Source organism: Acidithiobacillus sp. M4-SHS-6, assembly GCF_047421495.1.
In the GTDB taxonomy this organism is placed as follows: Bacteria; Pseudomonadota; Gammaproteobacteria; order Acidithiobacillales; family Acidithiobacillaceae; genus Acidithiobacillus.
The window spans coordinates 1990050-2015281 of record NZ_CP175559.1; the positions used below are offsets into that span (position 1 = coordinate 1990050).

Genomic DNA, 25232 nt, shown 5'->3' on the forward strand with positions numbered 1-25232 from the left:
CCCGGCTCAGGCAAGCAGCAAACCCAGCAGGCCGCCCAATGCCACCGACCCAGCCGCATACTGTACATTCCAGCGATCCCCACGGAAATGGCAGGTTTTCACCTGTTGCGAACCATCGCGTCGCCCCCAGGCGATGCACACCGTACCCACCGGCTTGCCGGGCACGGCGCCGCCGGGTCCAGCAATGCCTGTAATCGCAGCACCCAGGTCGGCTTCCCGCAACAACCCATGGAGCATTTCGAGGGCAGTTTCTTCAGAAACCGCTCCATAGCGCATCAGGGTTTTTGCCTGCACCCCCAGATAACGGCGCTTGGCGGTATTACTGTAAGTCACCAGACCATGCTGCAAGAGTGCCGAAGCCCCGGGCAAGGCCGTAATACGTGCCGCCAGACCTCCGCCGGTACAGGATTCGGCCAGAGCCAGACGGGGGCCTCCGGCTTTGGGACATTGCTGCAACAAGGCCCATTCGGGAGGAGCCATAGCCAGATTGAAGGCATCCTGGGTGAGATCGTCCATCCAGAACTCGCCGGGCAAGATTTCTTGACCGGGGCCCTGGTCAGTAAAGCAACTGAAGCTTTGCGGACAGGCTGGCAGAGAGGACTTCGCCCAATCCTGCAAAGACTGCCAATCACCCGCCGGGACCAGTGCATGCCCCGAGAGGGATTTCCAGGCATCACCGTTGGGAAAAGCACCGATGGCCAAAGCCGCGCCCGCCTTATCCGGCAGGGCTGAAGCCAGCTCTATTCCGGCCGAGACACCGGCGCGTTGCGCCCAGGCTTGCAAACGCTGGGCCTCAGCAAGTGCTGCTGGACGCAGGGGTAAAAAAATACGCAAAGCATCTGTTGATGTCATAACCATCCCATCCCTCGCATTCCCAGCAAAATCAACCAGGCAGGAAGTGCCGCCGCCATATCGTCCAGCATGATTCCTGTTCCGCCATGCACATGGCGATCCAGCCAGGATATGGGCCAAGGCTTGAGCATATCGAAAAAACGAAAGAGCAGAAAACCGGCAAGCAAGGTCCACCAACCGAAGGGAAACCAATATAAGGTCAGCAGTAAACCCACCCATTCATCCCAGACGATGGCGGGCGGGTCCAGAGCCCGCTTCCCGGCAGCACCCTGGCGTAAATCCTTGGCCGTCTGACCGCAAAGCCAGGGGCCGACAGCCATCATACAGAGCAGCACTGCCGTATATACCCAGAGACTATGTACCAGCAAAACCAGCAACAGATAGAGGGGAATGACGGCAATGGTGCCCATGGTGCCCGGCAGGACGGGCGACAGACCACTGCCTCCACCCAAAGCCAGCCAGTGGTACCAGGGACTAGAAAACATGCTGGTGCCCCCGACTCTCGGGCAGCGGCAGGGGCAGCCCTTGCCAGTACAAATCCACATCCTCGGGAGCCTGGGGCTCTGCTGGCAGAATCTGCCCCACCGCAGTGATCGGCAAGGCACGGGTTTCCGCCAGTTCCATGAGGATTGGCGTCAGTGTCGGCGGCGCGCAGAAAATCAGCTCATAATCATCTCCGCCGGTCAGGGGCCAGCGTTGCAGGCGCTGCAAATCCCCATCGATACAAGCGCTCAAAGCCGAACTGAGGGGGAGACTTTCCAGATCGACCCGGGCCCGCAGCCCGGAGGCCCGGAGAATATGACCGAGATCCGCGAGAAAACCATCTGAACAATCCAGGGCGCAGGCCACACCAGCAGCTCGCGCCGCCCGGGCAAAATCCAGGCGCGGTAATGGACGCAGGCGCCGGTTTTCCAGGGCCTGGGCACAAGCTTCGGAACAGTCCAAATCCCAGCCGGGCAGCCCTCGTGCCACCAACGCCCGATCCAGGGCCGCTGCGGCATCGCCCAGAGTGCCCGTCACCCAGATGAGGTCACCGACACTGGCCGCGTCCCGCCGCATCACCCCCTGTTCCACCACCCCCAGCGCCGTGATGGACAGGGTCAGGGGGCCATCAGTCGCTACGGTGTCCCCCCCCACCAAGGCCACATCCGCCATCTCGGCCAACTCCCGCCAACCCGCTACAAAATCCTGCAGCCACTGCCCATAGCCCTCGGCCAGGGGAGGCAACGCCAGACTGAGTAAACACCAGCGGGGAATGGCACCCATGGCGGCCAGATCACTGAGGTTTACGGCCAGGGCCTTCCAAGCGAGGTCGGCGGGATGCACGTCGACGAAAAAATGGCGACCCGCCACCAGCGTATCCATGCTGCTCACCAGACTCCGCCCCTCGGTATCCAGCCAGGCTGCATCATCCCCCATTCCCAGCAGCACGCCTTTCCCGGCATGACCCAAGCTCTTCTGCAACTGCGCGATGAGTGCAAATTCTTCGTTCGCCATTTTGACTCCGAAAGTGAACAGCCCGACCACGCATATATGCGCGCGCTTCCCTGTGCTAGATTGATGGGAATTGTACAGTAATCCAGGGTAAACCATAGTCCGTATGAAGCGGTCCTGACGCAAGGCCGAACTGAGCAGCGTATGCACAGAGTTTTACCATTCTCCCGAACAAGGGACCAGGGCAGACCCGTCATTGGCCGCTTTGCCCCCTCCCCCAGCGGTCCTCTCCATGCGGGCTCGCTGGTCGCCGCCATCGGCAGCTATCTCAGTGCCCGCAGTCAGGGTGGACACTGGCTCCTGCGTCTGGAAGATGTGGATAAGGACCGGGAGCGTTCTGGAGCGGCTGACCAGATTCTCCGCCAACTGGAAGCCCTGGGGCTGGAGTGGGATGGCCCGGTATGGCAGCAATCCACACGTCGTGAAGCCTATCAACAGGCTCTCGAAGCATTGATCCAGGCAGGTCACGCCTATCCTTGTGCCTGCAGTCGCCAGGAAATCCGCTTGCACGGAGGACAGTATCCAGGCACTTGCCGCAACGGGCTCGCGCCCGGGCGCATCGGACGGTCCTGGCGCCTGCGGGTACCCGATGCTTTACCCCCATGGGAAGACCGCTTTCTCGGCAGGCAGAACACTCCTTCCGAACAGGGCGATCCCGTACTGCACCGCGCAGATGCTTATTTTGCCTATTTATTGGCCTCGGTGGTGGATGATGGCGCTCAGGGCGTCACCGAAGTCATTCGTGGCGGTGATTTATGCCCATTGACCGGTGTTCAGCGCTACCTGCAAAGCCTCCTGGATCTGCCCAATCCCGACTATGGCCACCTGCCACTCCTCTGCAATGCCGATGGCAGCAAGTTATCCAAAAGCCAGCAAAGTCCGGCCTGGGCAGGAGATCCTGGACACGCCTGGGAAGCGACCCTGAAACTCTTAGGCTGGAACACCCCAGCCACCCTCCACGACGCACCCGCTGCGGCATGGCGAAACTGGGCGCTGACAGAGCTGCGGGACAGGACGCAGTCCGTATCCTGGCATGTATCCGCCACCAGCATTAAGCTGCGTCCATGAAACTGCCGGAACTGCTCCCAGCCACACTGATCCGCCGTTATAAGCGCTTTCTGGCTGACTGCCGACTTGCATCCGGCGAAGAAATCACCATTCACTGTCCCAATTCAGGAAGTATGACCAGTTGTGCAGAACCCGGTCAACCGATCCTGATTTCCCGCAGCCCCAATCCCCGCCGCAAATTCGCCTGGACCTGGGAGTTATACTGGAGCGGACGCAGTTGGGTCTGCATCAATACTCAGCACCCCAACACCATCGTCGCCGAAGCCATTAGCAGCGGCCAGATACCTGCCCTGCAAGGTTATAGCGAGCTGCGCCGGGAAGTGCCTTATGGTCAGCATGAGCGGGTGGATATCCTCTTGCAGGCCACTGGACGCGCGCCCTGCTACGTGGAGGTCAAGTCCTGTACCTTGTTGGAACCTGATGGCATCATTCGCTTTCCCGATGCGGTCAGCGCCCGCGCCCTGCGACATCTGACGGCATTGCGTGGGGTGGTGGAAAATGGCGGTCGGGCCGTGATGTTTTTCCTGATCGGGCGGGAAGATGGCCAGGGTTTTGCCCCCGCCGACCATATAGACCCGGCCTATGGACAGGCCCTCCGGAAGGCACGCCATGCGGGGGTGGAAATTCTGGCCTACCGGAGCCGGGTCAGTCCTGATAAAATAAGGATTGATATGGCAGAGAAGCTGCTGTTTTAGCCTCTCTCTTTCGATCGCCCAGGAGAATTCCCATGTTACAACGTCGTAGAAGCCCGAGCCAAGGCAATATCAAGACTCCCGAAGAAATCGAAAAAATGCGTACCGCCGGGCAGTTGACCGCCATGGTGCTCAACATGATTCGCCCCCATGTCAAAGCAGGAATCACCACCGGAGAACTGGACCGGATTTGCCACGATTACATCGTCAACGACCTGCAAGGGATTCCTGCTCCGCTGAACTATCAGCCCAGTCCGGAATATCCCCCCTTTCCCAAATCCGTCTGCATTTCCCTCAATCATGTCATCTGCCATGGCATTCCAGGGGATCGGGTTCTGAAAGATGGTGACATGCTCAATATTGACGTGACCGTCATCAAGGATGGCTATCACGGCGACAGCAGCAAGATGTTTACGGTCGGAGAAGTTCCCCTGCGCTCCAGGCGGGTCATGGAAGTCGCCCATGAAGCCATGGTCCGTGGTATTCAGCAGGTCCGTCCTGGCGCTACCCTGGGGGATGTCGGCCATGCCATTCAGGTATTTGCGGAAGCCCAGCATTGTTCGGTGGTGCGGGAGTTCTGCGGTCATGGTATCGGGCGGGTATTTCATGATGAACCCCAAGTACTGCACTATGGTAATCCCGGTGAGGGTGTTGAGCTGATGCCGGGCATGACCTTTACCATTGAGCCCATGATCAACGCTGGCAAGCGGCACATCAAGGCCCTGCCTGACGGCTGGACCATTGTGACCAAGGATCACAGTGCCTCGGCGCAGTGGGAACATACCATTCTGGTGACCGATGATGGCTATGAGGTTTTGACTCAACTCCCCGGCGATCCCCTCTGAGCATGTCCACTTCCAGAGCCGATGACGCTCTGCCGATTGTCCCGGAAAGCCTGCGTCAGGAACGGTCTCTCCTGCTGGCCGAATTTTCTTCCCGGCAAAATGGTCGCGCCTTCTTGCGCCAGCATGCGGCGCTGATGGACAAGATGTTGTGCCAACTCTGGAAACACATAGAAACCCGGCTTCAGCTAAAGAACGCTGAACTCAGTCTGGTGGCCGTAGGCGGATATGGACGCGGTACCCTGTTTCCCGGCTCGGATCTCGATCTGCTGATTCTCACCCCCGCTCAGCTTTCCAAGGCTGTCGAAGACTTCCTGCATCAGTTCCTGACCGCTCTCTGGGATTTGCAAATGGCGGTAGGTGTCAGCGTCCGCTCCATACCGGAATGTCTGGATCAGGCCCGCGAAGACCTCAGCATTGCCAGCACCCTTCTGGAAACCCGTTATCTCTGCGGCTCCTACGAACACTATCAACGGCTGGAAAAAACGCTTCTCGCCACCCCCCCCTGGAAACCCGCCGTATTTTTTGCAGCCAAACTGGCCGAACAGGAAAACCGCCATGCCCGTTGCAGTGATACGGCTTTTCATCTGGAGCCCAACCTCAAAGAGGGTCCGGGCGGACTTCGGGACATTCACCAGCTGCAATGGCTGACCGGTACGATTTTTGGGGATAGCAGCCTGTCCTGCCTGCGCCAGAAAAACCTGGTCGGTCCCGACGAATATCGCCAGCTTTTGCGGGCGCAGGCCTTCCTGACCCGGCTGCGCATCGCCCTGCATGAAGCCACCGCCCGCCATGAAGACCGTCTGCGTCTCGACCAGCAGCGCCAATTGGCGGCTACTTTAGGTTATGTGGAACGTCCTGGACGCAGCCCGGTAGAGCAACTCATGCAGAAACTTTACCGGGCCTTTGCGGATATTCTGCGGATTTCCGCCATCGCCCAGGAAAATATTGCCCTGCAACTGGCCGCCAAGAGCAAAGCTACTTCAAGGCCGCAGAAAAAAAACCCCAAAGAAATACCCGCATTACAGGCCAATGATCCACAGCTGCTGCAGAAAATCCTGCGCCTGTTTCGGGAACTGGCCGAAAATCCCCAGGACAGCACCCTGGATGCCCTCACCCAGCGGCAACTCTACCACTTACGTGCTCAGGTGCATCCCCGCTCTCTGGAACAGGACCCGGTCGCCAGAACCGAACTGCTGACCCTTCTGGCGCAGCCAGAAGGCGCGTATCACAGCCTGAAAATCATGCAGCAATGCGGCATTCTTGGCCACCTGATTCCCGCTTTCGCCAGAATTACCGGGCGTATTCAACACGACTTGTTTCATGTCTATACCGTTGATCAGCATACCCTCTTCCTGATCCGCAATATCGGCCAACTCCACCATCAGGAGGAAGGGCGCATGGTGGTCCTGAAACAGGCCTGGGAGCAGATTGATAAACCAGAATTACTGGTGCTGGCGGGATTATTTCATGATATCGGCAAGGGCCGGGGTGGCGACCATTCCCAGATTGGCGCCCAGGAAGCACGGCGCTTTGCCAAATGCCTGCACTTATCCCAGCGCGACACCGAGTTGATGGTCTGGCTGGTGGAACAGCATCTGCAAATGAGCACCGTATCGCAACGACGGGACCTGGAAGACCCCCAGGTCATTCAGGGTTTTGCCAAAAGCGTGGGCGATGAACGTCGCCTGGCTTATCTGCTGCTATTGACCGTAGCCGATATGCGCGCCACCAATCCGGAGCTCTGGAATGACTGGAAGGGCCTGCTGCTCAGTACCCTGTATCGCGCCACCGCCCGAGAGCTGCAACAGGAAGACCGCAACCGGCAGGACATTCCCCAGATCGTCCGTGAGCGTCAGGAAAGTGTGTTGCGCTCCCTGGCAAAGGACAGCCAGACCCGCGCCAAAATCCTTTGGCAGCATTTATCCGGGGCTTATTTCTTACGCTACAACGAAACTGAACTGCTCTGGCATACCCAGCAAATTCTGGCACATAAAAGCCGAAAAACCCTGGTTGCGGTGCGCCCGCATCAGCCAGAAGGTAGCGAAATCCTGATTTATGGACCTGACCGTCCTGGCCTGTTCCAGCAGATCACCGGGGCCCTGGACCGTCAATCCTTGAACATCATCGACGCCCGCATCGACACCAGTGAAGATGGTCGGGCCATCGATACCTTTTTAGTCATTGATGACAGTCATGCCTTTGCCCGAACGGAACAGGCGGATCACGCTCTGGCAGCACGCCTGCGCGCCATTATCGAAGGGGAAAGCGAAAGCAAGCCTCATTTCGGTCTGCGCCATCGCGACCCCCGCCACCGCTTTTTTGCGCAGCGTCCTGCAGAAATCCTCATCGACAATCATGCCCTGTCCCGTTATACCCTGCTGGAAGTACGGGCCGCTGATCAGCTCGGACTACTTTATCGGGTGGGTGAAGCCCTGCGCTCCTTGCAGCTGAATATACATGGTGCCAAGGTATCGACATTTGGTGAACGGGTGGAAGACACCTTTTTCATCCTCAATGAAAGGGGGCGGCAATTGACTGAAACCCAAAGCAAGATACTGGCGCAGACACTGGATGCCATACTGAACAAGGCACAGCCCTGAACCATGTTTCCAGACCATAAGAGAAAAACAGAATGAGCATGTGGAATTTTCTGATTCCCGGACCCGATCGCCGCCGTGATCGAACCCTGGCGCTGGCAGGTATTCTGCGGAGTGCCTTGCTGGTCCAAGATATTGCCCGCAATGGTGAACAACCTGGGGCCTTACTGGCCATTTGCATTCACAGTATTCTGGCCCTGGAAAGCCCGGACATACGTGAGGCTCTGGGGAATATCCAGAGTTTGCGCCAACCCTTGGCCTTGCTCTGCCCCCTCCTGCAACGGGGCCCGGCCAACGCCCAGGAAGCCGAACTCCTACGTTACACCATGGCCATGAACAGTCTGAGTAAACGGCTACTGAAAAATGTGGCAGCAGCGCGCCGGGTCCAGGAAGGGATTCAGCAAGCCCAGCGTCAGATCCAGCATTTTGGTGACACCACCCAGAGCAGCGTCATTGCGGGCCTGGCGCAAACCTATACGGAAGCCATCGGCAGCTTGAGGCCACGTATCATTGTCAGTGGTGAAAGTCGTTTTTTAAGTGATCCCGACGATGCCGCCCGTATTCGTACCCTTCTGCTCAGCGGCATTCGCGCCGCCGTTCTCTGGCGCCAGGCGGGCGGCCACATTCCTGGCAGCCTGCTCGAACGCCGAAGCCTTTGCCAGGAAGCGGAAGAACTGCTTGCCCATGCAGACTGAATCCTGAAAGGGACTGATGGGTGGGGATGCCTGTTGCTCCATGGCCCTTATGCGCTTCATCCTGAATTCGGCGCTTACCCCCTGCGGAAATGATGATATCCATGAAGGATCAGGTTTAATGACCATGTGCGAGATTTAAGGAAAAGTAACTTTAATCTTTCTTGGGACTTACCGGATTCGCCCAGTGAATGCTCGCCAGCAAGTTTTCCCTGTCCTCATCGGGTAGTTCATCGAAATAGCCGGTTTTGAGCAAGCGCGGCATTTCCACAACACCATAGCGTATCCGAATCAAACGGCTGACCGCCATGCCCAATGCTTCAAACATGCGCCGCACTTCCCGGTTACGTCCTTCGGCCAGGGTCACATGGTACCAATGGTTGGCCCCTTCCCCGCCAGCATCTTCAATGTGGAGAAAACGGGCCTCCCCATCTTCCAGGGCGATGCCTTTCAGCAGCGTATGTTCCTGCTCTGCAGTCAACACACCCAGGGTACGCACGGCATAGACCCGCTCAATGCCTGATCGGGGATGCATCAAGGCATTGGCCAGATCACCGTCATTGGTCAACAGGAGCAAACCCTCGGTGTTGTAATCCAGGCGACCAACCGCAATCCAACGACTCCCGCGCAATTTGGGCAAGCGATCAAACACGGTCGGGCGACCTTCAGGATCCTTGCGAGTGGTGAGTTCTCCTGCTGGTTTATGATAACGCAGTACCCGCAGACGGGGACGCACCCAGGAAGGAATCCGCAGTGCTTCACCATCTACGGCGATTTTGTCCTGGGATGTCACCCGGTCGCCGAGCCTTGCGACCTGACCGTTGACCTGAACGCGACCTGCGGCAATCCACTGCTCCATCAAGCGCCGGGAACCCAGACCGAAGCGTGCCAGTACTTTTTGTAATTTTTCGTCCATGTATCCGCCATCTCCAAGCATGCCCGCTCCTTGGATGAAGGGATCGGGCGAGTGCGTCATCATATCCTGTCTGGTGCCCAAACCCTACAAAAAACCCCGCACTGGGCGGGGTCTTCAGGATGTTTACCAGTTACAATCAGGAAGCTTTGCGATGTGGCGGCACTTCTTCCTTCAGACGAGTAATACCCATCATCTTGAACAGTACCTTTTCATAAAAAGGTTCGGAAACACCTATTTTCATCTTGCGGATGAAATATTTTTCAAAGGCCACCTTGGCCAAATGCACCCAGCGGCCAGTGGCAAATACGTCTATTTTACGGGGCCGCAATTCGGGCAGGGCCACGAAAGCCGCACCAGACTCGCCAAAGTCGGCAAAGCAGACGGCATTCCAGGTACCCATGGTCTGCTCTCCCTTGCGCCCTTCCAGATCCGCCTTGATATTGTGCACCGCAGCAGTCACCATGGATTCAATCATGTAACCGGTCTTGGGCGCGCCGGTAGGTACGGGGGTGGTTTCCACCGGAGGGATGGCAATGGCAATGCCAGCGGCAAAAATATTGGCGTACTTCTTGCTGCGCTGATGTTCATCCACCAGCACAAAACCACCGGGATTACACAGTCCTTCCACATTCGCTACGGCAGGCACACCCTTGAAAGCGGGAATCATCATGCCGAACTTGACGGGCAGGGTAAATTCCTTGACCTCTTCACCCTTGTCGTTGAACTGGGTGATATACATTTTACCATCTTCTACCTTGGTGACCTTGCAATTGGTATAGATGTCGATATTCTCTTCTTTCAGGGCCTTGGTGAGAATACCAGTAGAATCACCGACCCCCTGAATACCCAGATGGCCGATATAGGGCTCGCTGGTGACAAAGGTAAAAGAAGGAATCTTGTCGCGCATTCCACGTTTTTTGAGATCAGAAGCCACAATCATGGCGTATTCGTAGGCCGGACCCAAACAACTGGCACCGGCCATGGCACCCATCACAATGGGGCCGGGTTCGGCCAGCAGGGCCTGATAGTCCTGATAAGCTTTTTCAGCATGATCCACTGTACAAATGGACTGGATGGGACCTTCATGGGGATTGGAACCGGGCACATTTTCAAATGCCAACTTGGGTCCCGTAGTGATCATCAGATAGTCATAATGTACCTTGCTGCCATCCGCCAGAGTAATTTCCTGACCTTCAGCATCAATTTTTTCCGCTGCCTGGGGAATGAAATGAATACCTTTGCGTTCCACATAAGGTTTGATCGGAAAAACGATGTCATCACGTTTGCGCCAACCCACGCCAACCCATGGATTGGATGGTACAAACTGAAAATAATCATTGGCGCTGATGAGCGTCACTTCATGCCCGGAACCCAAGGCTTCCTTCATTTCGTACGCTGCGGGCATGCCACCTGTACCTGCCCCTAAAATCACTACATGTGCCATTGGTCTGCTCCTCGTCACATTATTGACCACATCTCACTGAGTGCGGATGTCGGCATCCATTTACAGACCCGTCATCTACAAATTCTCAAGAAAATATGAGACCATATTATCACGTCGTCAAATAAGTTTTTTCTAATATTGTAATAATTTTTCTATTTACTTACACTGACTACGGGCAAGTCTTCCAGGGAAGCCAGTCCGAAATGTTGCATAAACTCCGATGTCGTTGCCCAAAGTGCTGGACGCCCCGGAGTTTCTCTGTGCCCTACCACACTAATCCACCCCAGTTCCTGCAACTGCTGCATGATCTGCGCATTCACCGAAACGCCGCGCCAGTGTTCGATTTCCGGCCGGGTAACCGGCTGCTGATAGGCAATGACCGCAAGGGTTTCGAGCACGGCTTTGGACAAGGGGCGGGGTGCATCCACATGCAAACGGGCCAGGAGACCATGATGTCGGGGATGAATCTGCAGGCGATATCCCCCTGCGACGGACACCAGTTGCAAGGGCCCTTCCCCCGTTGCCAGCAGGATATCCAGCGCCGCCTCCCAGCCCGCATAGGCGGGATCCTCTGTAAAGAGGGCCGCCAACTGCTTGCGGGACAAGGGTTCCGTACTGGACAAAAACAGGGCCAGCAAGGCTTCACGCATGGACCAGTTTCTCCATACCGGCAATCTGTACTTGCCACACACCGGACGCATCTTGCCGCAGTTGCAGCGCTTGCTGGCGCAACAACTCCAGAATAGCCAATAGGGATATCGCCAAAGTATGGCGGTTCAGATCAGGCAGCAATTCCGCGAAATACCAGGAGCGGGAGACATCCTGACGACAATACCGCAACAGGTCCAGCATGCGTTGCCGCAAGCCCATTTGCGGTTGGGAAAGCTGGTGTGCCGGCACTTCGCCAGGCTCTGGTCGCGTCTGGATACGCAACCAGACATCGGCGATATCCTGCAAAGTCAACAAAGGTGGAGACAGGGGCCAGTGGTCGGGACGAATGGCTGCAGCCATCCAGAAGTCTTGACCGGAACGGGGCAATTGATGCAGTTTTTCCGCCTGGGCCTGTACTAGCGCCAGGGCCTCCAGACGCCGCACCAGCTCCAGGCGGGGATCCATTTCCTCTGCATCACTGGCCGGAGGCAGGGGCAGCAGCATGCGCGCCTTGATTTCCGCGAGCCAGGCCGCCATGAGCAGATATTCTGCCGCCAACTCCAGATTACGCCGCCGCGCTTCCTGCAAATACAGTAAATACTGGCGCGTGACTTCGGCAACCGGAATGTCGCGGATATCCATGCGATTACGTCGGATCAGCCAGAGCAACAACTCCAGCGGGCCGGAAAAGCCGTCAAGCAACAGCTCCAGGGCATCGGGAGGAATGAACAAACCCTCGGGTAAAGCATTCAGAGGCTGACCATGCACCTGCACGCCCTGCCCTACGAGCCCGTGGCCAACGCTCACACCCTGCAGCACTCAGCCCCTACCCCGCTCATGGGCCAACCCCATCGCTGCCCGGACTTTTGTCATGGTCTGCTCGGCCTTGTGGCGGGCGCGTTGAGCTCCGGCATGGGCGATTTCCCGTAATTGTTCCGGTCGTGCCGCCCAGTACTCCGCCCGCTCGCGAATGGGGGCCAGTTCTGCCAGCACGGCGTCAATCACCGGTTGCTTGCAATCCACGCAGCCGATCCCGGCACTGGTACAGCCCTGTCGTACCCATGCCTGGGTTTCTGGACTGGAATAGACCTGGTGGAAACTCCATACCGGACACTTTTCCGGAGTCCCCGGATCAGTTCGCAGGACTCGGGCAGGGTCCGTGGGCATGGTGCGAATTTTCTTCTGCACTCGGGCAGGATCTTCCCGCAACGGAATGGTATTTCCGTAGGATTTACTCATTTTCTGGCCATCCAGACCCGGCAATTTGGAGGCTTCGGTCAACAAAGCCTGGGGCTCCCGGAGAATTTCCCGACCCTTCCCTTCCAGATGGGCCAGAAGCTGGGCCTGCATTGCCGGACTCAATCCCGCCTGTTGCCGAAGAAAATCGGCGGCTTCCGTGACTGCCAACAAATCGCCGTTCTGTTGAAAGCGCTGCTGTAATTTGGCAAAGGTTTTGGCAGCGCTTTTCCCCATGGCCTGCAAGCCCTTATCGACAAGCTCTTGAAATTCTTCATCCCGACCATAAAAACTGTTGAAACGCCGTGCCAATTCCCGGCTGATTTCCAGATGCGCCACCTGATCCGCACCCACCGGAACCTGCTGGGCTTCATAGAGGAGAATATCGGCAGTCATCAACACGGGATAACCCAGAAAACCGAAAGTCGCCAGATCACGCTCCCGGAGCTTTTCCTGCTGATCCTTGAAAGTCGGTACCCGTTCCAGCCAGGACAAGGGCGTCAGCATCCCGAGCAGCAGGGATAATTCGGCATGTTGGGGTACCTGGGACTGAATGAAGAGCACCGCCTTTTCCGGGTCTATCCCCACCGCCAACCATTCGACCAGCATATCCCAGACGGCTGTGGAGATACCTCCCGTGCTTTCATAATGGGTAGTCAGGGCATGCCAGTCCGCGACAAAAAAATAGCATTCCCCTTGATCCTGCAAATGCACCCAGTTTTTCAGCACACCATGATAATGGCCAATATGCAAACGCCCGGTAGGACGCATTCCAGACACGATAATTTCTTTCATGATCCGACACCTACTGCCAGAAAAAAATGATAAACCCACAAGAACAATGGACCCAGCACATCCCACAAGATGCCGGTAAACAGCAGCACGATGAGAATGATAAACCCGTAAGGTTCAACCCGGCTGAGGGCGATGCTGGCAGAAGCGGGCAACAAGCCCACGGCCACCCGCCCACCATCCAGCGGCGGGATGGGAATCAGGTTGAAAATGATCAAGATGACATTGATGATGATGCCCGCCTCGCCCATCAACCGCATGGGTTCGGCCACATAAGCCAGGGCTCCGGGCAGATGCCCCCCCAACCACAGCACTGCCGTCCAGAAAATGGCCATCAGCAGATTGGCGGCGGGACCCGCAATGGCTACCAAGACCATGTCGCTCTTGGGCTTTTTTAGGCCCGCAAAATTGACCGGCACCGGTTTGGCATAACCAAACAGAAAAGGGGAATGCAAGAGCAACAAAATGCCCGGCAGCAGAATGGTCCCAAAAGGATCAATGTGCTTGATGGGGTTCAAGGTCAGGCGGCCCATGAGCATCGCCGTGGGGTCACCGCGTTTCCAGGCCACCCAGCCATGGGCGACCTCATGCACGGTAATGGCAAACAGCACCGGAATCGCCCAGATCGCCAGGGTGCGTATAAAATGGGTAAGATCAAACATGGCCGGGAGTATATCAGCAGGAGCTATGGGCTAGCTAATGCAGCCCTGGGCAGACACTATGCTTCAAGACCCAGAGCCGCCGGATCCCCCGCCCCATTGCGCCGCAACCGGGGCGGCCATTGCAGCAAATCAATTACGGTCGAACACTTGACACGTCCTGGCTCCGCCAGGATGACCTTATCCACCTGATTACCCAAAAGCGCGCAAATTTCTTCAGGATCAGCCAGGGGCAGATCCGCATCGGGAAGTTGTAAAGTCGAACTCATCAAGGGTTCACCCAATTCTGTCAGGAGCATTTCACAAATGGGGTGGGCCGGAATACGCACCCCGATACTCCGTTTTTTGGGGTCCGCCAAACGCCGGGGCACATCCTTGGTCGCCGGGAGAATAAACGTGTAGGGACCCGGCAACGCCTTGCGCAGCAAGGCAAAAGCGCGATCATCCAGCTTGGCATATTCAGCCAGTTGCGCAATACCCGAAAAGAGCAAGGAAAGATCATGCTGCAAATCCAGCTGACGGATCCGGCGCAAACGTTCCTGGGCTTCACGGGCGCCCACCATACAACCCAAGGCGTAACAGGTATCCGTCGGGAAGACGATCAGTCCTCCCTCCCGCAGCACTTCCAGCACGGGCTCCAGCAGACGCCATTGGGGATTCACAGGATGCACCCTTACGCATGAACTCATGTTATCTTTAGCTCCTATGAATACCCGATCCGAAACCACAACGATCATACGCCAGCCTGAGCCTTTGTCACCAGACTCCCGTTGCCTGCTGCTCATGAGTGGCGGTATAGAAAGCAGTACGCTGTTGTTTCAACTCGCCCAAAAGGAACATCCCCAACCGGTTTTCCTGGATTATGCGCAGCGCGCCGCCCGGCAAGAGTGGCAAGCCGTTCAGACACTGAGCGCACAACTCCATATCCATCCCCAACGCTATGATCTTTCGGCATTCGGAGCTGCTGTCGGCGCCTTGCGTACGGAGCGTTACCACGTTCCCCTGCCCCATCGCAATTTTATGGCTATTGCTGCCATTGCCGCCATTGCCAGCAACATGAAGATTCCCCGTATAGTCATAGGCCTGAGCGCCGATGATGCAGAAGTCGACGCCTGCTCCGGGCCGGCATTTCAAAGCGCCATTCGCGACACACTGGGCAGCCTGGGCCTGCAACTGGAAACACCCCTCATCCATCTTGGCAAAGCCGCCATCATTCAGTACGGTAATGGTCTGGGTATTCCCTGGAAAAAAACCTACAGTTGCCTGCTCGGACGCGAACAGCCCTGCGGATTCTGTCCACAATGCCAGAAAAGGAAGGCCGCTTTTGCCCTGGCCGCAGTCAACGACCCGGATATGGGCTATGATAATTAATTGGGTGGTATTTCACACGAAGGAGACAGACATAATCCATGCACGTTGATAGAACACATCCCACTTGGTCGATTGCGGATATTCCCTATGCAAGCATCGAGAAACCCAGCATCAAAGATCAAACAGACTGGTTTTATCTGTTGGCCGGCGCTTCCTTTGTCGAAAGCCTGTCTGATCTTTATGCCCGCAACCTGGTGGAATACTTTCACGAAAATCTACCCGCCACCACCTGGCTCGGCCAACAATGGGAACAGGAAGAAGTGCAGCATGGTTTGGCCCTGAAAACCTATGTGCTGAAGGTCTGGCCGGATTTCGACTGGGATCGCGCCTATCAGAACTTCGTCAAGGCCTACCAGCCCTATTGCCAGACGGATTTACTGGGACCCACCCAGGCTCTGGAAATGGCTTCCCGTTGCGTGGTCGAAACGGGTACCACGAGTTTTTACACCATGATTCAGGCGGCCAGTCCGGAGCCGGTGCTTCGAGATCTGGCAGGACGCATTCGCGCTGATGAAGTGCACCATTACAAATACTTTTACAAGTTTTTTCAGGAATATCAGCGCCAGGAAAAAAATTCGCGCTGGCGCATCGCTCGGGAACTCTGGAAAAGAGTCTCCGAAGCGGACCAGGAAGACAGCTATCTCGCCATCAAAAATGCCTTTGAGGTAAAAAACCCCGGGCAGACTTTCTCCGGAAAGGATTTCGCTGCATTTCGCGAACGGATGGGAGACTGGGTCAGCCGCCACTATCCCTTCGAAATGGCCATCAAAATGCTGCTCAAACCGGTATCACTCCCCCCCACCCTGCAAAAACTGGCACTGCCTTTGTTGGAACGCAGTGCCCGTCGCGCCTTGGTCAGTTAAAGGGACCAGGTGCGAATGGAGGGATGCTTTTTCTGCAACTGCAACCATTTGGCCGATTCCAGATGAGCCACTGTTTGCCGGACTTCGTGAACCGCTGCAAATTCCGTTTTCACGGCAGAGTGCGTCCGAGCCTCCGGCATTCCTCCATGAAGTGGAGTAACAGCATGCACAAAGCTCCCCAACGCCAAAAAGGGGGTGGCAATCAAAAGAGTGACAACCGTATTGGTCAATGACTTTTTCATGGTGGTTCCTTCTTTACTTCATCACAATGCGCCTCAAGAATCATAAAGCAATAATCATGCCATACAAGCGGGCCACCTCCCATTATAAATCATATATTTTTAACTCATTGATTTTGTTTTATTTGTGATGTTTCTAGCAGAAATCGATTGTGCCATCTGGAATCAGCAAGCGCGGCAATCCTCGCTTTTCTGTCGCCTTGTGACGACAGAACCGCCGCCCATGCTGTCGCAAATGGCTACAGCCCGCGTAATTGGTCGTTACCGGTGTTTTATGGTATATCTCATTGAAACTATTTTGCGAAAGCCATGATTTATTCGTCTTGCAGAGGAGTCATTGTGACAGAACGAAAAACTCTTTTTTCGCTTTCAGCCAATACCTATTCCCCACAGTTCTCCGCGCGCTCCTTTTTTATTTATCTTTTCCTATTCTTGATATTGGCCTTGCCATTTACTGCCGACGCGTCGACCCGCGACAGCATCAATCAAGACAGCAAGACTTTGCAGGAGATCCACACTGCCTTGGAACAACCGGTTTCCATGCAGCAACTCCTCGACTGGCACAAAAGCATCGATATTATTAAGGACAAAGCAGAACGTTGCATAAACAACAAAGGCAAACAGCTTAAACAGACCGATAATGGTCTGAAAATCCTTGGACCCGCCGTCGCTGGTGAACCCGCAAATATTTCCGCATTAAGAATAAAGCTGAGTAATCGGCAAAAAAGCCTACAGGGAGAAATAGCCACCTGCAAGGTGCTTGCCGTTGCCAGCACGGATCTGGGTCAGGAAGTGGATAGCACCCGGGAAAACCTGCATGCCCGAATTTTGTTACGTCGGGATAAAAATATCTGGGAACAACTGACGACCTTGACAGCGGTAAGCAGCCATACCTGGAACCAGGAAAAAAATTACTGGCTGATTCAGCATCATCATTTCATTCTCGCCCAAAAGAGTCTACAAATAGCCATTGCTATTGGTCTGTTTGTTTTCTTGCTCCTACTGGTTGTGCGCAAATCGCTGCCGGAAAGCGGCAATCATGGCACCCAGTTATCGGCGGCCCAAAAAAGTCTGTATCACTACCTCCCAATCATAGCTGGAGTTGCGGCTACGATGCTGGTCGCTCATCTTATGGGGGTTTTTTCGCCACTGGCACGTGTCGTGCTGTTTACTTGGGGTACTTACGCCTTGCTGGCCATCCTGGTCACCTGGGCTTTGCGTCCGAGCGGCATGGTTTTCCATCATTTTGCCTGGGGACCGAAATCCTTACGTTCCACCTTGCGCAATCTGCGCTTTATCGCCCTGCTTTCGGCCTTTGCCGTAGCGTGGTTGCTTACCGCTCCACAGGATTATCTCCACTCTCAACAGCAAGCATTTTTTTGGTCGATCTATCAACTTTTGATGTTGGCCGCCGTTTTCCGGCTGGTATGGGTGGCTGGTGTCAAAAAACCTTTTCGGGCATATCCTTTTTTACGGATCATCATCCTGATCTCTCTGTCGGCCACCGCGCTGTTTACCCTATTGGGTTATCGCAATCTCACGGACTATCTGTTTTTTGGTATATTAATGTCCTTGTTAGCCCTGGGTTGCGGTTTGTTTGTTTCCTGGGGGCTCAGTGATTTCTGGAATTACACGGCACGCAAAAACGGGCGCTGGCAGCATGTCCTCAAACAGCGCCTGGGTCTGAACGATGACCAACCCCTTCCCTGGCTCGGTTGGTTCAGCGCGCTCAGTCATATCACGGTCTGGCTCGCCATCGCTGCTTTTGTTCTCTATGCCTGGGGATTAACCCATACAGGATTTTCCCTGATCTGGAAATATTTTATTACCGGCTTCACCGTCGGCACTTTTCATATCCAGCCATTCCGTTGGATTATTGCCATCGCCCTGCTGGTACTGCTCATTAACATCAATACACTCGTACAAAGATATCTTTCCGAGAATTCCCGTATCATTGGTCACCTGGAAAGTGGGGCAAGGCACTCCATATTATCCATAGTCCGCTATACGGGTTTTATCATAGCCATACTGGTGGCTCTCTCCACAGCAGGCGTTGCACTGCATAATCTCGCCATCATTGCTGGTGCCCTATCTGTCGGTATTGGTTTTGGGTTACAAAATATCGTCAACAATTTCGTTTCCGGACTCATTTTATTACTGGAGAGGCCCATTCGCGTGGGAGACTGGATTCAGGTCGGGAGCACCCAGGGATACGTTCAAAAAATGAGTATTCGCTATACCTTGATTCTGACTTTTGACCGTACCGAAGTCTTCGTGCCCAATTCCGAGCTCATTTCCGGGCAGGTTACCAACTGGATGTATACCAATAATGTGCTGCGCTTGATGATTCCTTTTTATGTGGCTCACAGTGCGGATATTGAGCTGGTCAAGGAACTGTTGGTCAAAGAAGGGCAAAATCATCCCGATGTTTTGCAGGATGATCCTCGCGGTATTCCGCCGACGGCCTTGTTACTGGATGTCAATGAAAATGCCCTGCAATTTTATTTGCGCGTTTATCTGGATGATTGCAATAAAAGCTTCAATGTGCAAACCGATTTACGGGCATCCGTGGTAGAGAGCCTGTTGCGCCATAATATTCGCCTGGCTCATCAACAGCAGGATGTGCACATCATTCCCAGTCAGATTCTTCCCGTCAATGGGACCACGGGTAAAGCCCAGGATTCCCTGGAATCGGGTCCTCAATGAATCAACAAATTATCGCGATGAATCAGGATACCTTCCGCCGCATCCGGATCATCGGCGATTTCACCGCTTTTCTTGCCCAGGCAGCGTTGCGCCACAGTCACATCCCAATTAACCAGCCCCCGAGCGAATTCATGTCCCTCGGGATCTTTGCACAGTACCAGATCACCGCGATGGAAATTGCCCTCCAGCGCCGTCACTCCCACGGGCAAGAGACTTCCCCCCTCCTGCTTCAAGGCGAGAACGGCGCCGCTGTCCAGATGCAGCACGCCCCGTGCGCGCAGATGACCGGCCAGCCAGCGTTTACGGGCATCCAGCTTGGGAAGCCGGGCATGAATGAATGTACCCAGGGCCTCGCCATGGCGGATCCGCAGCAGAACATCTGGGCAACGACCGTTGGCAATGATGGTGGAGGTACCGGATCGGGCCGCACGGGAGGCGGCGCGCACCTTGGCCAACATGCCGCCAGTACCCACGCCAGAGCCGCCGCTGCCCGCCACCTTTTCCAGCATTGCGGCACCCGCATTGACCTCTGCGAGCAATTTCGCATCGGGGTTACTGCGCGGATCCGCATCAAATATGCCATCCTGATCAGTCAGGATGACCAACAAATCGGCATCCAATAAATTACTGACCACAGCCGCCAGGGTGTCATTATCACCCAGATTAATGGCATTGTAGGATACCGTATCATTCTCGTTGATAATGGGTAAAACGTTCATTTCCAGCAGGGTCAGCAAGGCTGAGCGCGCATTCAAATAGCGCCGTCGGCTACGCAAATCATCATGGGTCAAAAGCACCTGACCGCAATGGATCGGCACCTCATCGGGAACATCCTCGTCCCGGAGCAGTTCTTCGTAGGTATGGATCAACGCCGACTGACCCACACTGGCTGCAGCCTGACGCTCCTTGAGGTTGGCCGGTCGCGGTGACCAACCCAGACGCTGCACTCCGGCACTGACAGACCCCGAGGAAACCAGAATCACCTCGATACCCGCACGCCGCAGGGCGACAATTTGCTGGACCCAGGTCCGAATCGCTTCCCTATCCAGCCCACGGCCTTCATCCGTGAGTAGGCTGCTGCCTATTTTTATAATCCAACGCTGTGCTTTTATCTGTAATAAATTCCGTGATTTTTCCGGTGATTTATTTTTCATGGTTACCCAAATAAACAGTTAATATTTTTAAATATATCATAGTTTAATGAAAGAGTCGCCCTGCCGTCGAAATGACCATGGAATAAGCGCAGCGAAGATTCTCACAATAGTCATAAGTGGCCTGGTACCAGACCGCTGCCTCACTCCCACTCGATAGTTGCCGGCGGTTTGGAAGAAATATCGTAAACCACCCGGTTGATGCCGGTCACCTCATTGATAATCCGGGTAGAAATGCGGCCCAGCAGTTCATAGGGCAAATGCGCCCAATCTGCGGTCATGCCATCTGCTGACTCCACCGCACGCAGGGCCATGGTCTCATCGTAGGTGCGGGCATCGCCCATGACGCCCACACTGCGTACCGGCAGGAGCACGGCAAAGGCCTGCCAGAGTCGGTCATACAGGCCTGCCTCACGCACTTCTTCCATGACGATGCGGTCGGCGCGCCGCAGGACTTCCAGACGCCGTTCATCAATGGCACCCAGACAGCGGATGGCCAGACCAGGGCCAGGAAAGGGCTGGCGGCGAATGACTTCTTCCGGCATGCCCAATTCCCGACCCAGTTCCCTGACCTCATCCTTGAACAACTCGCGCAGGGGTTCGACCAGCTTCAGATGCATGCGCTCGGGAAGACCACCGACATTGTGGTGGGATTTGATGGTGGCACTGGGACCCTTGAAGGAAACCGACTCGATCACATCGGGGTAAAGCGTGCCTTGGGCCAGAAAATCAGCCCCCTCCACCTTTTTGGCTTCTTCCTCAAAGATTTCGATAAACAGATTGCCAATGGTCTTGCGTTTTTTTTCCGGGTCCGTGATCTGCGCCAATACCTCCAGAAAACGCTGCCGGGCATCTATGACCTGCAGGGGAATCTGAAAATAATTGCGGAACACTGTCTGGACTTTTTCTGACTCGCCAAAGCGCAACAGGCCATTATCCACAAATATGCAGGTCAATTGATCACCAATGGCCCGATGAATCAGCACTGCAGCCACCGCCGAATCCACTCCACCCGACAGGGCAGCAATGACTTTGCCCTCCTTTCCCACTTGGGCACGAATAGTGGCGATGGCAGTTTCCACGTAGGAATGCATGGTCCATTGCCCCGTACAAGCGCAAACCCCGCGCACGAAAGCCGTCAGCATTTCGGCACCACGGGGAGTATGGACGACCTCCAGGTGAAACTGCACACCGTAAAAATGCCGGGCAGGATCACCAATGGCCGCCAAGGGGGAATTGGTGCTGCTGGCCAGCACGCGGAAACCGTCCGGCATTTTTTCAATGCGATCCCCGTGACTCATCCACACCTCTTCCCTATCTCCGGCACTTTTAAAGGGCAAGAGGGGCCCCAGGGCTTCGTGAATCTGCACATGTGCCCGGCCATATTCCCGGTGTTCCGCCTTGGCCACCTTGCCACCCAAAACATGAGCCATCAGTTGCAAACCATAGCAAATGCCAAGAATGGGCAAGCCGAGCACAAAAATGCCCGGATCGACCATGGGCGCATCCTGATCATGCACCGAAGAGGGACCCCCCGACAAAATGATTCCCTGGGGCTCCCAGTTCTGAATGTCCGTCAGAGACATGCTGTGAGGATGAATTTCACAGTAAACATGGGCTTCACGCACTCGCCGCGCGATCAGCTGGGTGAATTGGGAACCAAAATCGAGAATCAGGATGCGTTCTTGCATGAGCTACTCCACCCGGTAATTAGGGGCTTCCTTGGTGATATTGACATCGTGGACGTGACTTTCGCGGACGCCTGCCTGGGTGATCTTGATGAAGCGTGCCCGGCTGCGCAAGGCGGCCAGATCTTCGGCTCCCAAATAGCCCATACTGGAACGCAAGCCACCGAGTAATTGATGAATCACCTGGCCGGCCGGCCCCTTGTAAGGAACACGTCCCTCCACCCCTTCAGGCACCAATTTGGGCGCTTCGGGACTGGCATCCTGGAAATAGCGGTCTGCCGATCCCTGCTGCATGGCTCCCAATGAACCCATACCCCGGTAAGCTTTATAGGAACGTCCCTGATAAAGTTCGATTTCGCCAGGTGCCTCGTCGGTACCGGCCAGAAGCCCGCCGACCATGACCGAGTGCGCCCCGGCTGCCAGGGCCTTGGCAAAATCCCCGGAAAAGCGGATACCTCCGTCGGCAATCAAGGGGATACCCGTATGGGCGAGGGCATCGGCTACGTTGCTGATGGCCGTCACCTGCGGTACGCCGACTCCGGCCACAATCCGGGTCGTACAAATGGAGCCGGGACCGATACCGACCTTCACCCCGTCCGCACCCGCTTCCACCAGCGCCAGGGCCGCCTCACCGGTGGCGATGTTCCCACCGATCACGTCCACATCGGGATAATGCTCCTTGATCCAGCGCACCCGATCCAGCACGCCCTGACTGTGGCCGTGGGCCGTATCGACGATGATGACATCCACACCGGCTTCAGCCAGCGCCTGCACCCGGAGATCCGTACCCTCGCCTACGCCCACCGCGGCCCCCACCAGCAAGCGGCCCTGTGCATCTCGACAGGCCAGAGGATGCTCGGTGGCTTTACGAATATCCTTGACGGTAATCAGTCCCCGCAACTCAAAGCGATCGTTCACCACCAATATTTTTTCAATGCGGTGCTGATGCAGCAGGGCCTTGGTTGCATCAAGGCTGGTTCCTTCGGGCACCGTCACCAAACGCTCCCGAGGCGTCATCACGCTACTCACCGGAGCATCCATGCGCGTTTCAAAGCGCAGATCCCGATGGGTGACAATCCCTGCCAGACGTTCATCCTCTACCACGGGCACCCCGGAAATTCCATGCAGGGCCATGACTTGCAAGACTTCCCGAATACTGACATCCGGGCGGGTGGTGATGGGATCCTTGATGACGCCGGCTTCGAATTTTTTGACCCGCCTTACCAATGACGCCTGCTGATCGGGCGACATATTCTTGTGGATAATACCGATACCCCCCTCCTGGGCCATACCGATGGCCATGGGGGCTTCGGTCACCGTGTCCATGGCCGCCGAAAGCAGCGGCACATTGAGACGCAGGCGTCGCGTCAACGGCGTCGCGATCTGGACATCGCGGGGGAGTACCGCAGAGTGGGCGGGGACCAGTAAGACATCATCAAAGGTGAGAGCTTCGTCGATCAATTGCATGGTTGGGTCACCCCTAAACAGAAAAAGGGCCGGGTTTGGCGTCCCAGCCCCATGATAAAAGGCATCCCGTAATATAGCTAAAGCACCGGGGCTTTTCCAGAGGACCCGGGCTAAAAAATCGACCCAGTTTCCTTGCCGGCATTTCTCACTGCCATCTGGCTGATGATCACCACGCCGGTCTATGGCCATCCCATCGAAGTTTACCCCTCGTTGAGGCTTGGTGACCCTTTCGACTGCTTTTCCCGGAATTTTCAGGTACACTGTCGCCGAGATGGACAGATTACCCTCACTAGGGACCCCGCTTGGTATCTTTAAAATCTTTTATAACCAGTCAGTTAAATCTTGCAGAGCCCGTCTCGGGCACTGCGGTGGATATGTCGACTCCGCTTCCCGTGCAGATTCCCGGCGCCACGGTCACCCCGCGTTCGGATCACAACATTTCCCGTCGGGACATCAGCGAAGGTGCCCTGCAGGTGTTGAACGGCTTACACAGGGCAGGTTTCCAGGCCTACATGGTGGGCGGAGGAGTCCGTGATCTGTTGCTGGGTCGTGAACCCAAGGATTTTGACGTGGCTACGGATGCCCATCCCGAGCAGGTGCGCAAGCTGTTTCGTCGCAACGCTCGCCTGATTGGCCGGCGCTTTATCCTGGTGCATGTGCAGTTTGGTAGTGAAATCATAGAAGTTGCCACCTTTCGCGGGGCAACCGACGGCAAACAGAATCAAGCCAGTGAACGCAGCGAAAGCGGGCGCATTCTCGCGGACAATGTCTACGGTTCCCTGGAAGAAGATGCCCGCCGCCGGGATTTCACCGCCAATGCCCTGTACTACAACATTGCCGATCGGAGCATTCTGGATTTCTCCACAGGCATGGAAGACCTGCGTGCAGGCCGTCTGCGCATCATTGGGAATCCTGAACAGCGCTATCGCGAGGATCCGGTACGGATGTTAAGGGCCGTGCGCTTTGCCGCCAAATTGGGATTTTCTCTGGATGAAGCAGCCCGCGCGCCCATTAGTGCCTGTCGGAATTGTTTACAGGAAGTGCCCTCCGCGCGCCTCTTTGAGGAAATCCTCAAGCTGTTTCTGAACGGCAACGCTCGTTCCAGCTTTGAACTGCTCCGCCAGCATGGTTTGTTTGCGGCTTTGTTCCCGCAAGTGGACGCCATCCTGGACACGGACAGCGCCGAGCCTGCCCGGATTTTATTGCAAGGCGCCCTGGAGGGAACGGATCAGCGGGTCCGCGACAATAAATCCGTGACCCCGGCCTTTTTGTTTGCCGCACTCTTCTGGCCCGTTTTGCAACAGCAAAGCCAAGTGCTGGAACAGCAGGGTAAACCTGCCGCCATCGCCTTGCAGCAAGCCGCCAGTGATGTTCTCCAGGAGTGCATGGGGAGGGTTGCGGTACCCCGACGTTTCTCCTTACCCATGCGCGAAATCTGGGATCTGCAGGCGCGTTTCTTGCGCAGGGGTGGAAGACGCCCCCATGCTCTGCTGGCTCATCCGCGTTTCCGGGCTGCCTATGATTTTTTGTTGCTGCGCAGTCAGGCTGGAGAAATTCCTGCCGAATTGGCGGCCTGGTGGGAGCAATTTCAGTCAGCGGATCATGAAGGTCGCCGCACCCTGATTGAAGCGGCGCGTCTGGAAGAAAGCGGCCAGGAAACCACCCTCGGGCCACTGCCTGCCACCCGCAGTCGCCGCCCCAGACGACGCCGTCGCCGGGCTCCTCACAGTGAGGCGGCATCCACCAAAACTGCGGATAACACGGAGATGGTGGCGGGCAACGACTGACGGGTCATGCCCCTGTGCAAAC

Annotated in this window: 23 protein-coding genes; 9 read left to right on the top strand and 14 right to left on the bottom strand. The window is 55.9% G+C overall.

Annotation, left to right across the window (positions count from 1 at the left end):
* Nucleotides 1-6 precede the first annotated feature (6 nt).
* The 3 genes from ACJU26_RS10390 to thiL are packed head-to-tail and all read right to left on the bottom strand — an operon-like array spanning nt 7 to nt 2349.
* Nucleotides 7-852 carry a CinA family protein gene (locus ACJU26_RS10390; RefSeq protein WP_414039580.1) on the bottom strand — a complete coding sequence of 282 codons (846 nt, stop codon included), beginning with the start codon at nt 850-852 and terminating at the stop codon, nt 7-9.
* The gene (locus ACJU26_RS10395; RefSeq protein WP_414039581.1) at nt 849-1337 is read right to left on the bottom strand and encodes a phosphatidylglycerophosphatase A; all 489 of its coding nucleotides are present in this window, start codon (nt 1335-1337) and stop codon (nt 849-851) included. Before ACJU26_RS10395 ends, ACJU26_RS10390 begins: the two co-directional genes overlap by 4 nt.
* Entirely contained in the window at nt 1327-2349 is a 1023-nt protein-coding gene (thiL, locus tag ACJU26_RS10400) for a thiamine-phosphate kinase (protein WP_414039582.1), read from the bottom strand. The genes ACJU26_RS10395 and thiL overlap by 11 nt, the downstream gene beginning before the upstream one ends.
* Nucleotides 2350-2490: 141 nt before the next feature.
* Between thiL and gluQRS the strand changes: the two genes are divergently transcribed.
* Genes gluQRS through hflD form a run of 5 tightly spaced genes read left to right on the top strand, consistent with a single transcriptional unit; the run spans nt 2491 to nt 8243 of the window.
* Nucleotides 2491-3414, top strand: coding sequence for a tRNA glutamyl-Q(34) synthetase GluQRS (gene gluQRS, locus ACJU26_RS10405; RefSeq protein ID WP_414039583.1), 924 nt, complete (start codon nt 2491-2493; stop codon nt 3412-3414).
* On the top strand, nt 3411-4109 hold the full coding sequence (gene sfsA / locus ACJU26_RS10410; protein WP_414039584.1) for a DNA/RNA nuclease SfsA: 699 nt from the start codon (nt 3411-3413) through the stop codon (nt 4107-4109). The genes gluQRS and sfsA overlap by 4 nt, the downstream gene beginning before the upstream one ends.
* Before the next feature lie 32 nt (nt 4110-4141).
* Complete coding sequence (gene map, locus ACJU26_RS10415) at nt 4142-4951, top strand: type I methionyl aminopeptidase (protein WP_414039585.1); 810 nt, start codon at nt 4142-4144, stop codon at nt 4949-4951.
* A gap of 2 nt (nt 4952-4953) precedes the next feature.
* Nucleotides 4954-7551: a [protein-PII] uridylyltransferase gene (glnD, locus tag ACJU26_RS10420; RefSeq protein WP_414039586.1), complete on the top strand. Its 2598-nt coding sequence runs from the start codon at nt 4954-4956 to the stop codon at nt 7549-7551.
* A gap of 38 nt (nt 7552-7589) precedes the next feature.
* Nucleotides 7590-8243 carry a high frequency lysogenization protein HflD gene (gene hflD, locus ACJU26_RS10425; protein ID WP_414041968.1) on the top strand — a complete coding sequence of 218 codons (654 nt, stop codon included), beginning with the start codon at nt 7590-7592 and terminating at the stop codon, nt 8241-8243.
* Between the two features lie 151 nt (nt 8244-8394).
* On the opposite strand, the gene rluB is transcribed toward hflD, so the two are convergent.
* The 7 genes from rluB to ACJU26_RS10460 form a co-directional block, all read right to left on the bottom strand.
* Nucleotides 8395-9177 carry a 23S rRNA pseudouridine(2605) synthase RluB gene (rluB, locus tag ACJU26_RS10430; RefSeq protein ID WP_414039587.1) on the bottom strand — a complete coding sequence of 261 codons (783 nt, stop codon included), beginning with the start codon at nt 9175-9177 and terminating at the stop codon, nt 8395-8397.
* 115 nt (nt 9178-9292) lie between these two features.
* Complete coding sequence (locus tag ACJU26_RS10435; RefSeq protein ID WP_414039588.1) at nt 9293-10600, bottom strand: NAD(P)/FAD-dependent oxidoreductase; 1308 nt, start codon at nt 10598-10600, stop codon at nt 9293-9295.
* Between the two features lie 152 nt (nt 10601-10752).
* Nucleotides 10753-11250: an SMC-Scp complex subunit ScpB gene (gene scpB, locus ACJU26_RS10440; protein WP_414039589.1), complete on the bottom strand. Its 498-nt coding sequence runs from the start codon at nt 11248-11250 to the stop codon at nt 10753-10755.
* Nucleotides 11243-12058, bottom strand: coding sequence for a segregation and condensation protein A (locus ACJU26_RS10445; RefSeq protein ID WP_414039590.1), 816 nt, complete (start codon nt 12056-12058; stop codon nt 11243-11245). Before ACJU26_RS10445 ends, scpB begins: the two co-directional genes overlap by 8 nt.
* Before the next feature lie 12 nt (nt 12059-12070).
* On the bottom strand, nt 12071-13282 hold the full coding sequence (locus tag ACJU26_RS10450) for a tryptophan--tRNA ligase (RefSeq protein ID WP_414039591.1): 1212 nt from the start codon (nt 13280-13282) through the stop codon (nt 12071-12073).
* Complete coding sequence (locus ACJU26_RS10455; protein ID WP_414039592.1) at nt 13279-13941, bottom strand: site-2 protease family protein; 663 nt, start codon at nt 13939-13941, stop codon at nt 13279-13281. The genes ACJU26_RS10450 and ACJU26_RS10455 overlap by 4 nt, the downstream gene beginning before the upstream one ends.
* 56 nt (nt 13942-13997) lie before the next feature.
* Nucleotides 13998-14627 (bottom strand): L-threonylcarbamoyladenylate synthase, encoded by a 630-nt coding sequence (locus ACJU26_RS10460; protein WP_414039593.1) that lies wholly within the window; start codon nt 14625-14627, stop codon nt 13998-14000.
* Here ACJU26_RS10460 and ACJU26_RS10465 point away from each other — a divergent pair.
* Together ACJU26_RS10465 and ACJU26_RS10470 are read left to right on the top strand one after the other, a co-directional pair.
* Nucleotides 14626-15309 (top strand): 7-cyano-7-deazaguanine synthase, encoded by a 684-nt coding sequence (locus ACJU26_RS10465; RefSeq protein ID WP_414039594.1) that lies wholly within the window; start codon nt 14626-14628, stop codon nt 15307-15309. The genes ACJU26_RS10460 and ACJU26_RS10465 overlap by 2 nt on opposite strands.
* 38 nt (nt 15310-15347) lie before the next feature.
* The gene (locus tag ACJU26_RS10470) at nt 15348-16172 is read left to right on the top strand and encodes a ferritin-like domain-containing protein (RefSeq protein ID WP_414039595.1); all 825 of its coding nucleotides are present in this window, start codon (nt 15348-15350) and stop codon (nt 16170-16172) included.
* Here the strand turns inward: ACJU26_RS10470 and ACJU26_RS10475 are convergent.
* Nucleotides 16169-16414 carry a hypothetical protein gene (locus ACJU26_RS10475; RefSeq protein WP_414039596.1) on the bottom strand — a complete coding sequence of 82 codons (246 nt, stop codon included), beginning with the start codon at nt 16412-16414 and terminating at the stop codon, nt 16169-16171. The genes ACJU26_RS10470 and ACJU26_RS10475 overlap by 4 nt on opposite strands.
* Before the next feature lie 336 nt (nt 16415-16750).
* Here ACJU26_RS10475 and ACJU26_RS10480 point away from each other — a divergent pair, with 336 nt between their 5' ends.
* Complete coding sequence (locus tag ACJU26_RS10480; RefSeq protein ID WP_414039597.1) at nt 16751-19117, top strand: mechanosensitive ion channel domain-containing protein; 2367 nt, start codon at nt 16751-16753, stop codon at nt 19115-19117.
* Here the strand turns inward: ACJU26_RS10480 and proB are convergent.
* The 3 genes from proB to guaB form a co-directional block, all read right to left on the bottom strand.
* Entirely contained in the window at nt 19111-20271 is a 1161-nt protein-coding gene (proB, locus tag ACJU26_RS10485; RefSeq protein WP_414039598.1) for a glutamate 5-kinase, read from the bottom strand. The genes ACJU26_RS10480 and proB overlap by 7 nt on opposite strands.
* Before the next feature lie 140 nt (nt 20272-20411).
* Complete coding sequence (gene guaA, locus ACJU26_RS10490; protein ID WP_414039599.1) at nt 20412-21959, bottom strand: glutamine-hydrolyzing GMP synthase; 1548 nt, start codon at nt 21957-21959, stop codon at nt 20412-20414.
* A 3-nt stretch (nt 21960-21962) separates the two neighbouring features.
* Complete coding sequence (guaB, locus tag ACJU26_RS10495; protein ID WP_414039600.1) at nt 21963-23423, bottom strand: IMP dehydrogenase; 1461 nt, start codon at nt 23421-23423, stop codon at nt 21963-21965.
* Between the two features lie 374 nt (nt 23424-23797).
* On the opposite strand from guaB, the gene pcnB reads away from it, so the two are divergent.
* On the top strand, nt 23798-25210 hold the full coding sequence (gene pcnB / locus ACJU26_RS10500) for a polynucleotide adenylyltransferase PcnB (RefSeq protein ID WP_414039601.1): 1413 nt from the start codon (nt 23798-23800) through the stop codon (nt 25208-25210).
* The last annotated feature ends 22 nt before the right edge of the window (nt 25211-25232 follow it).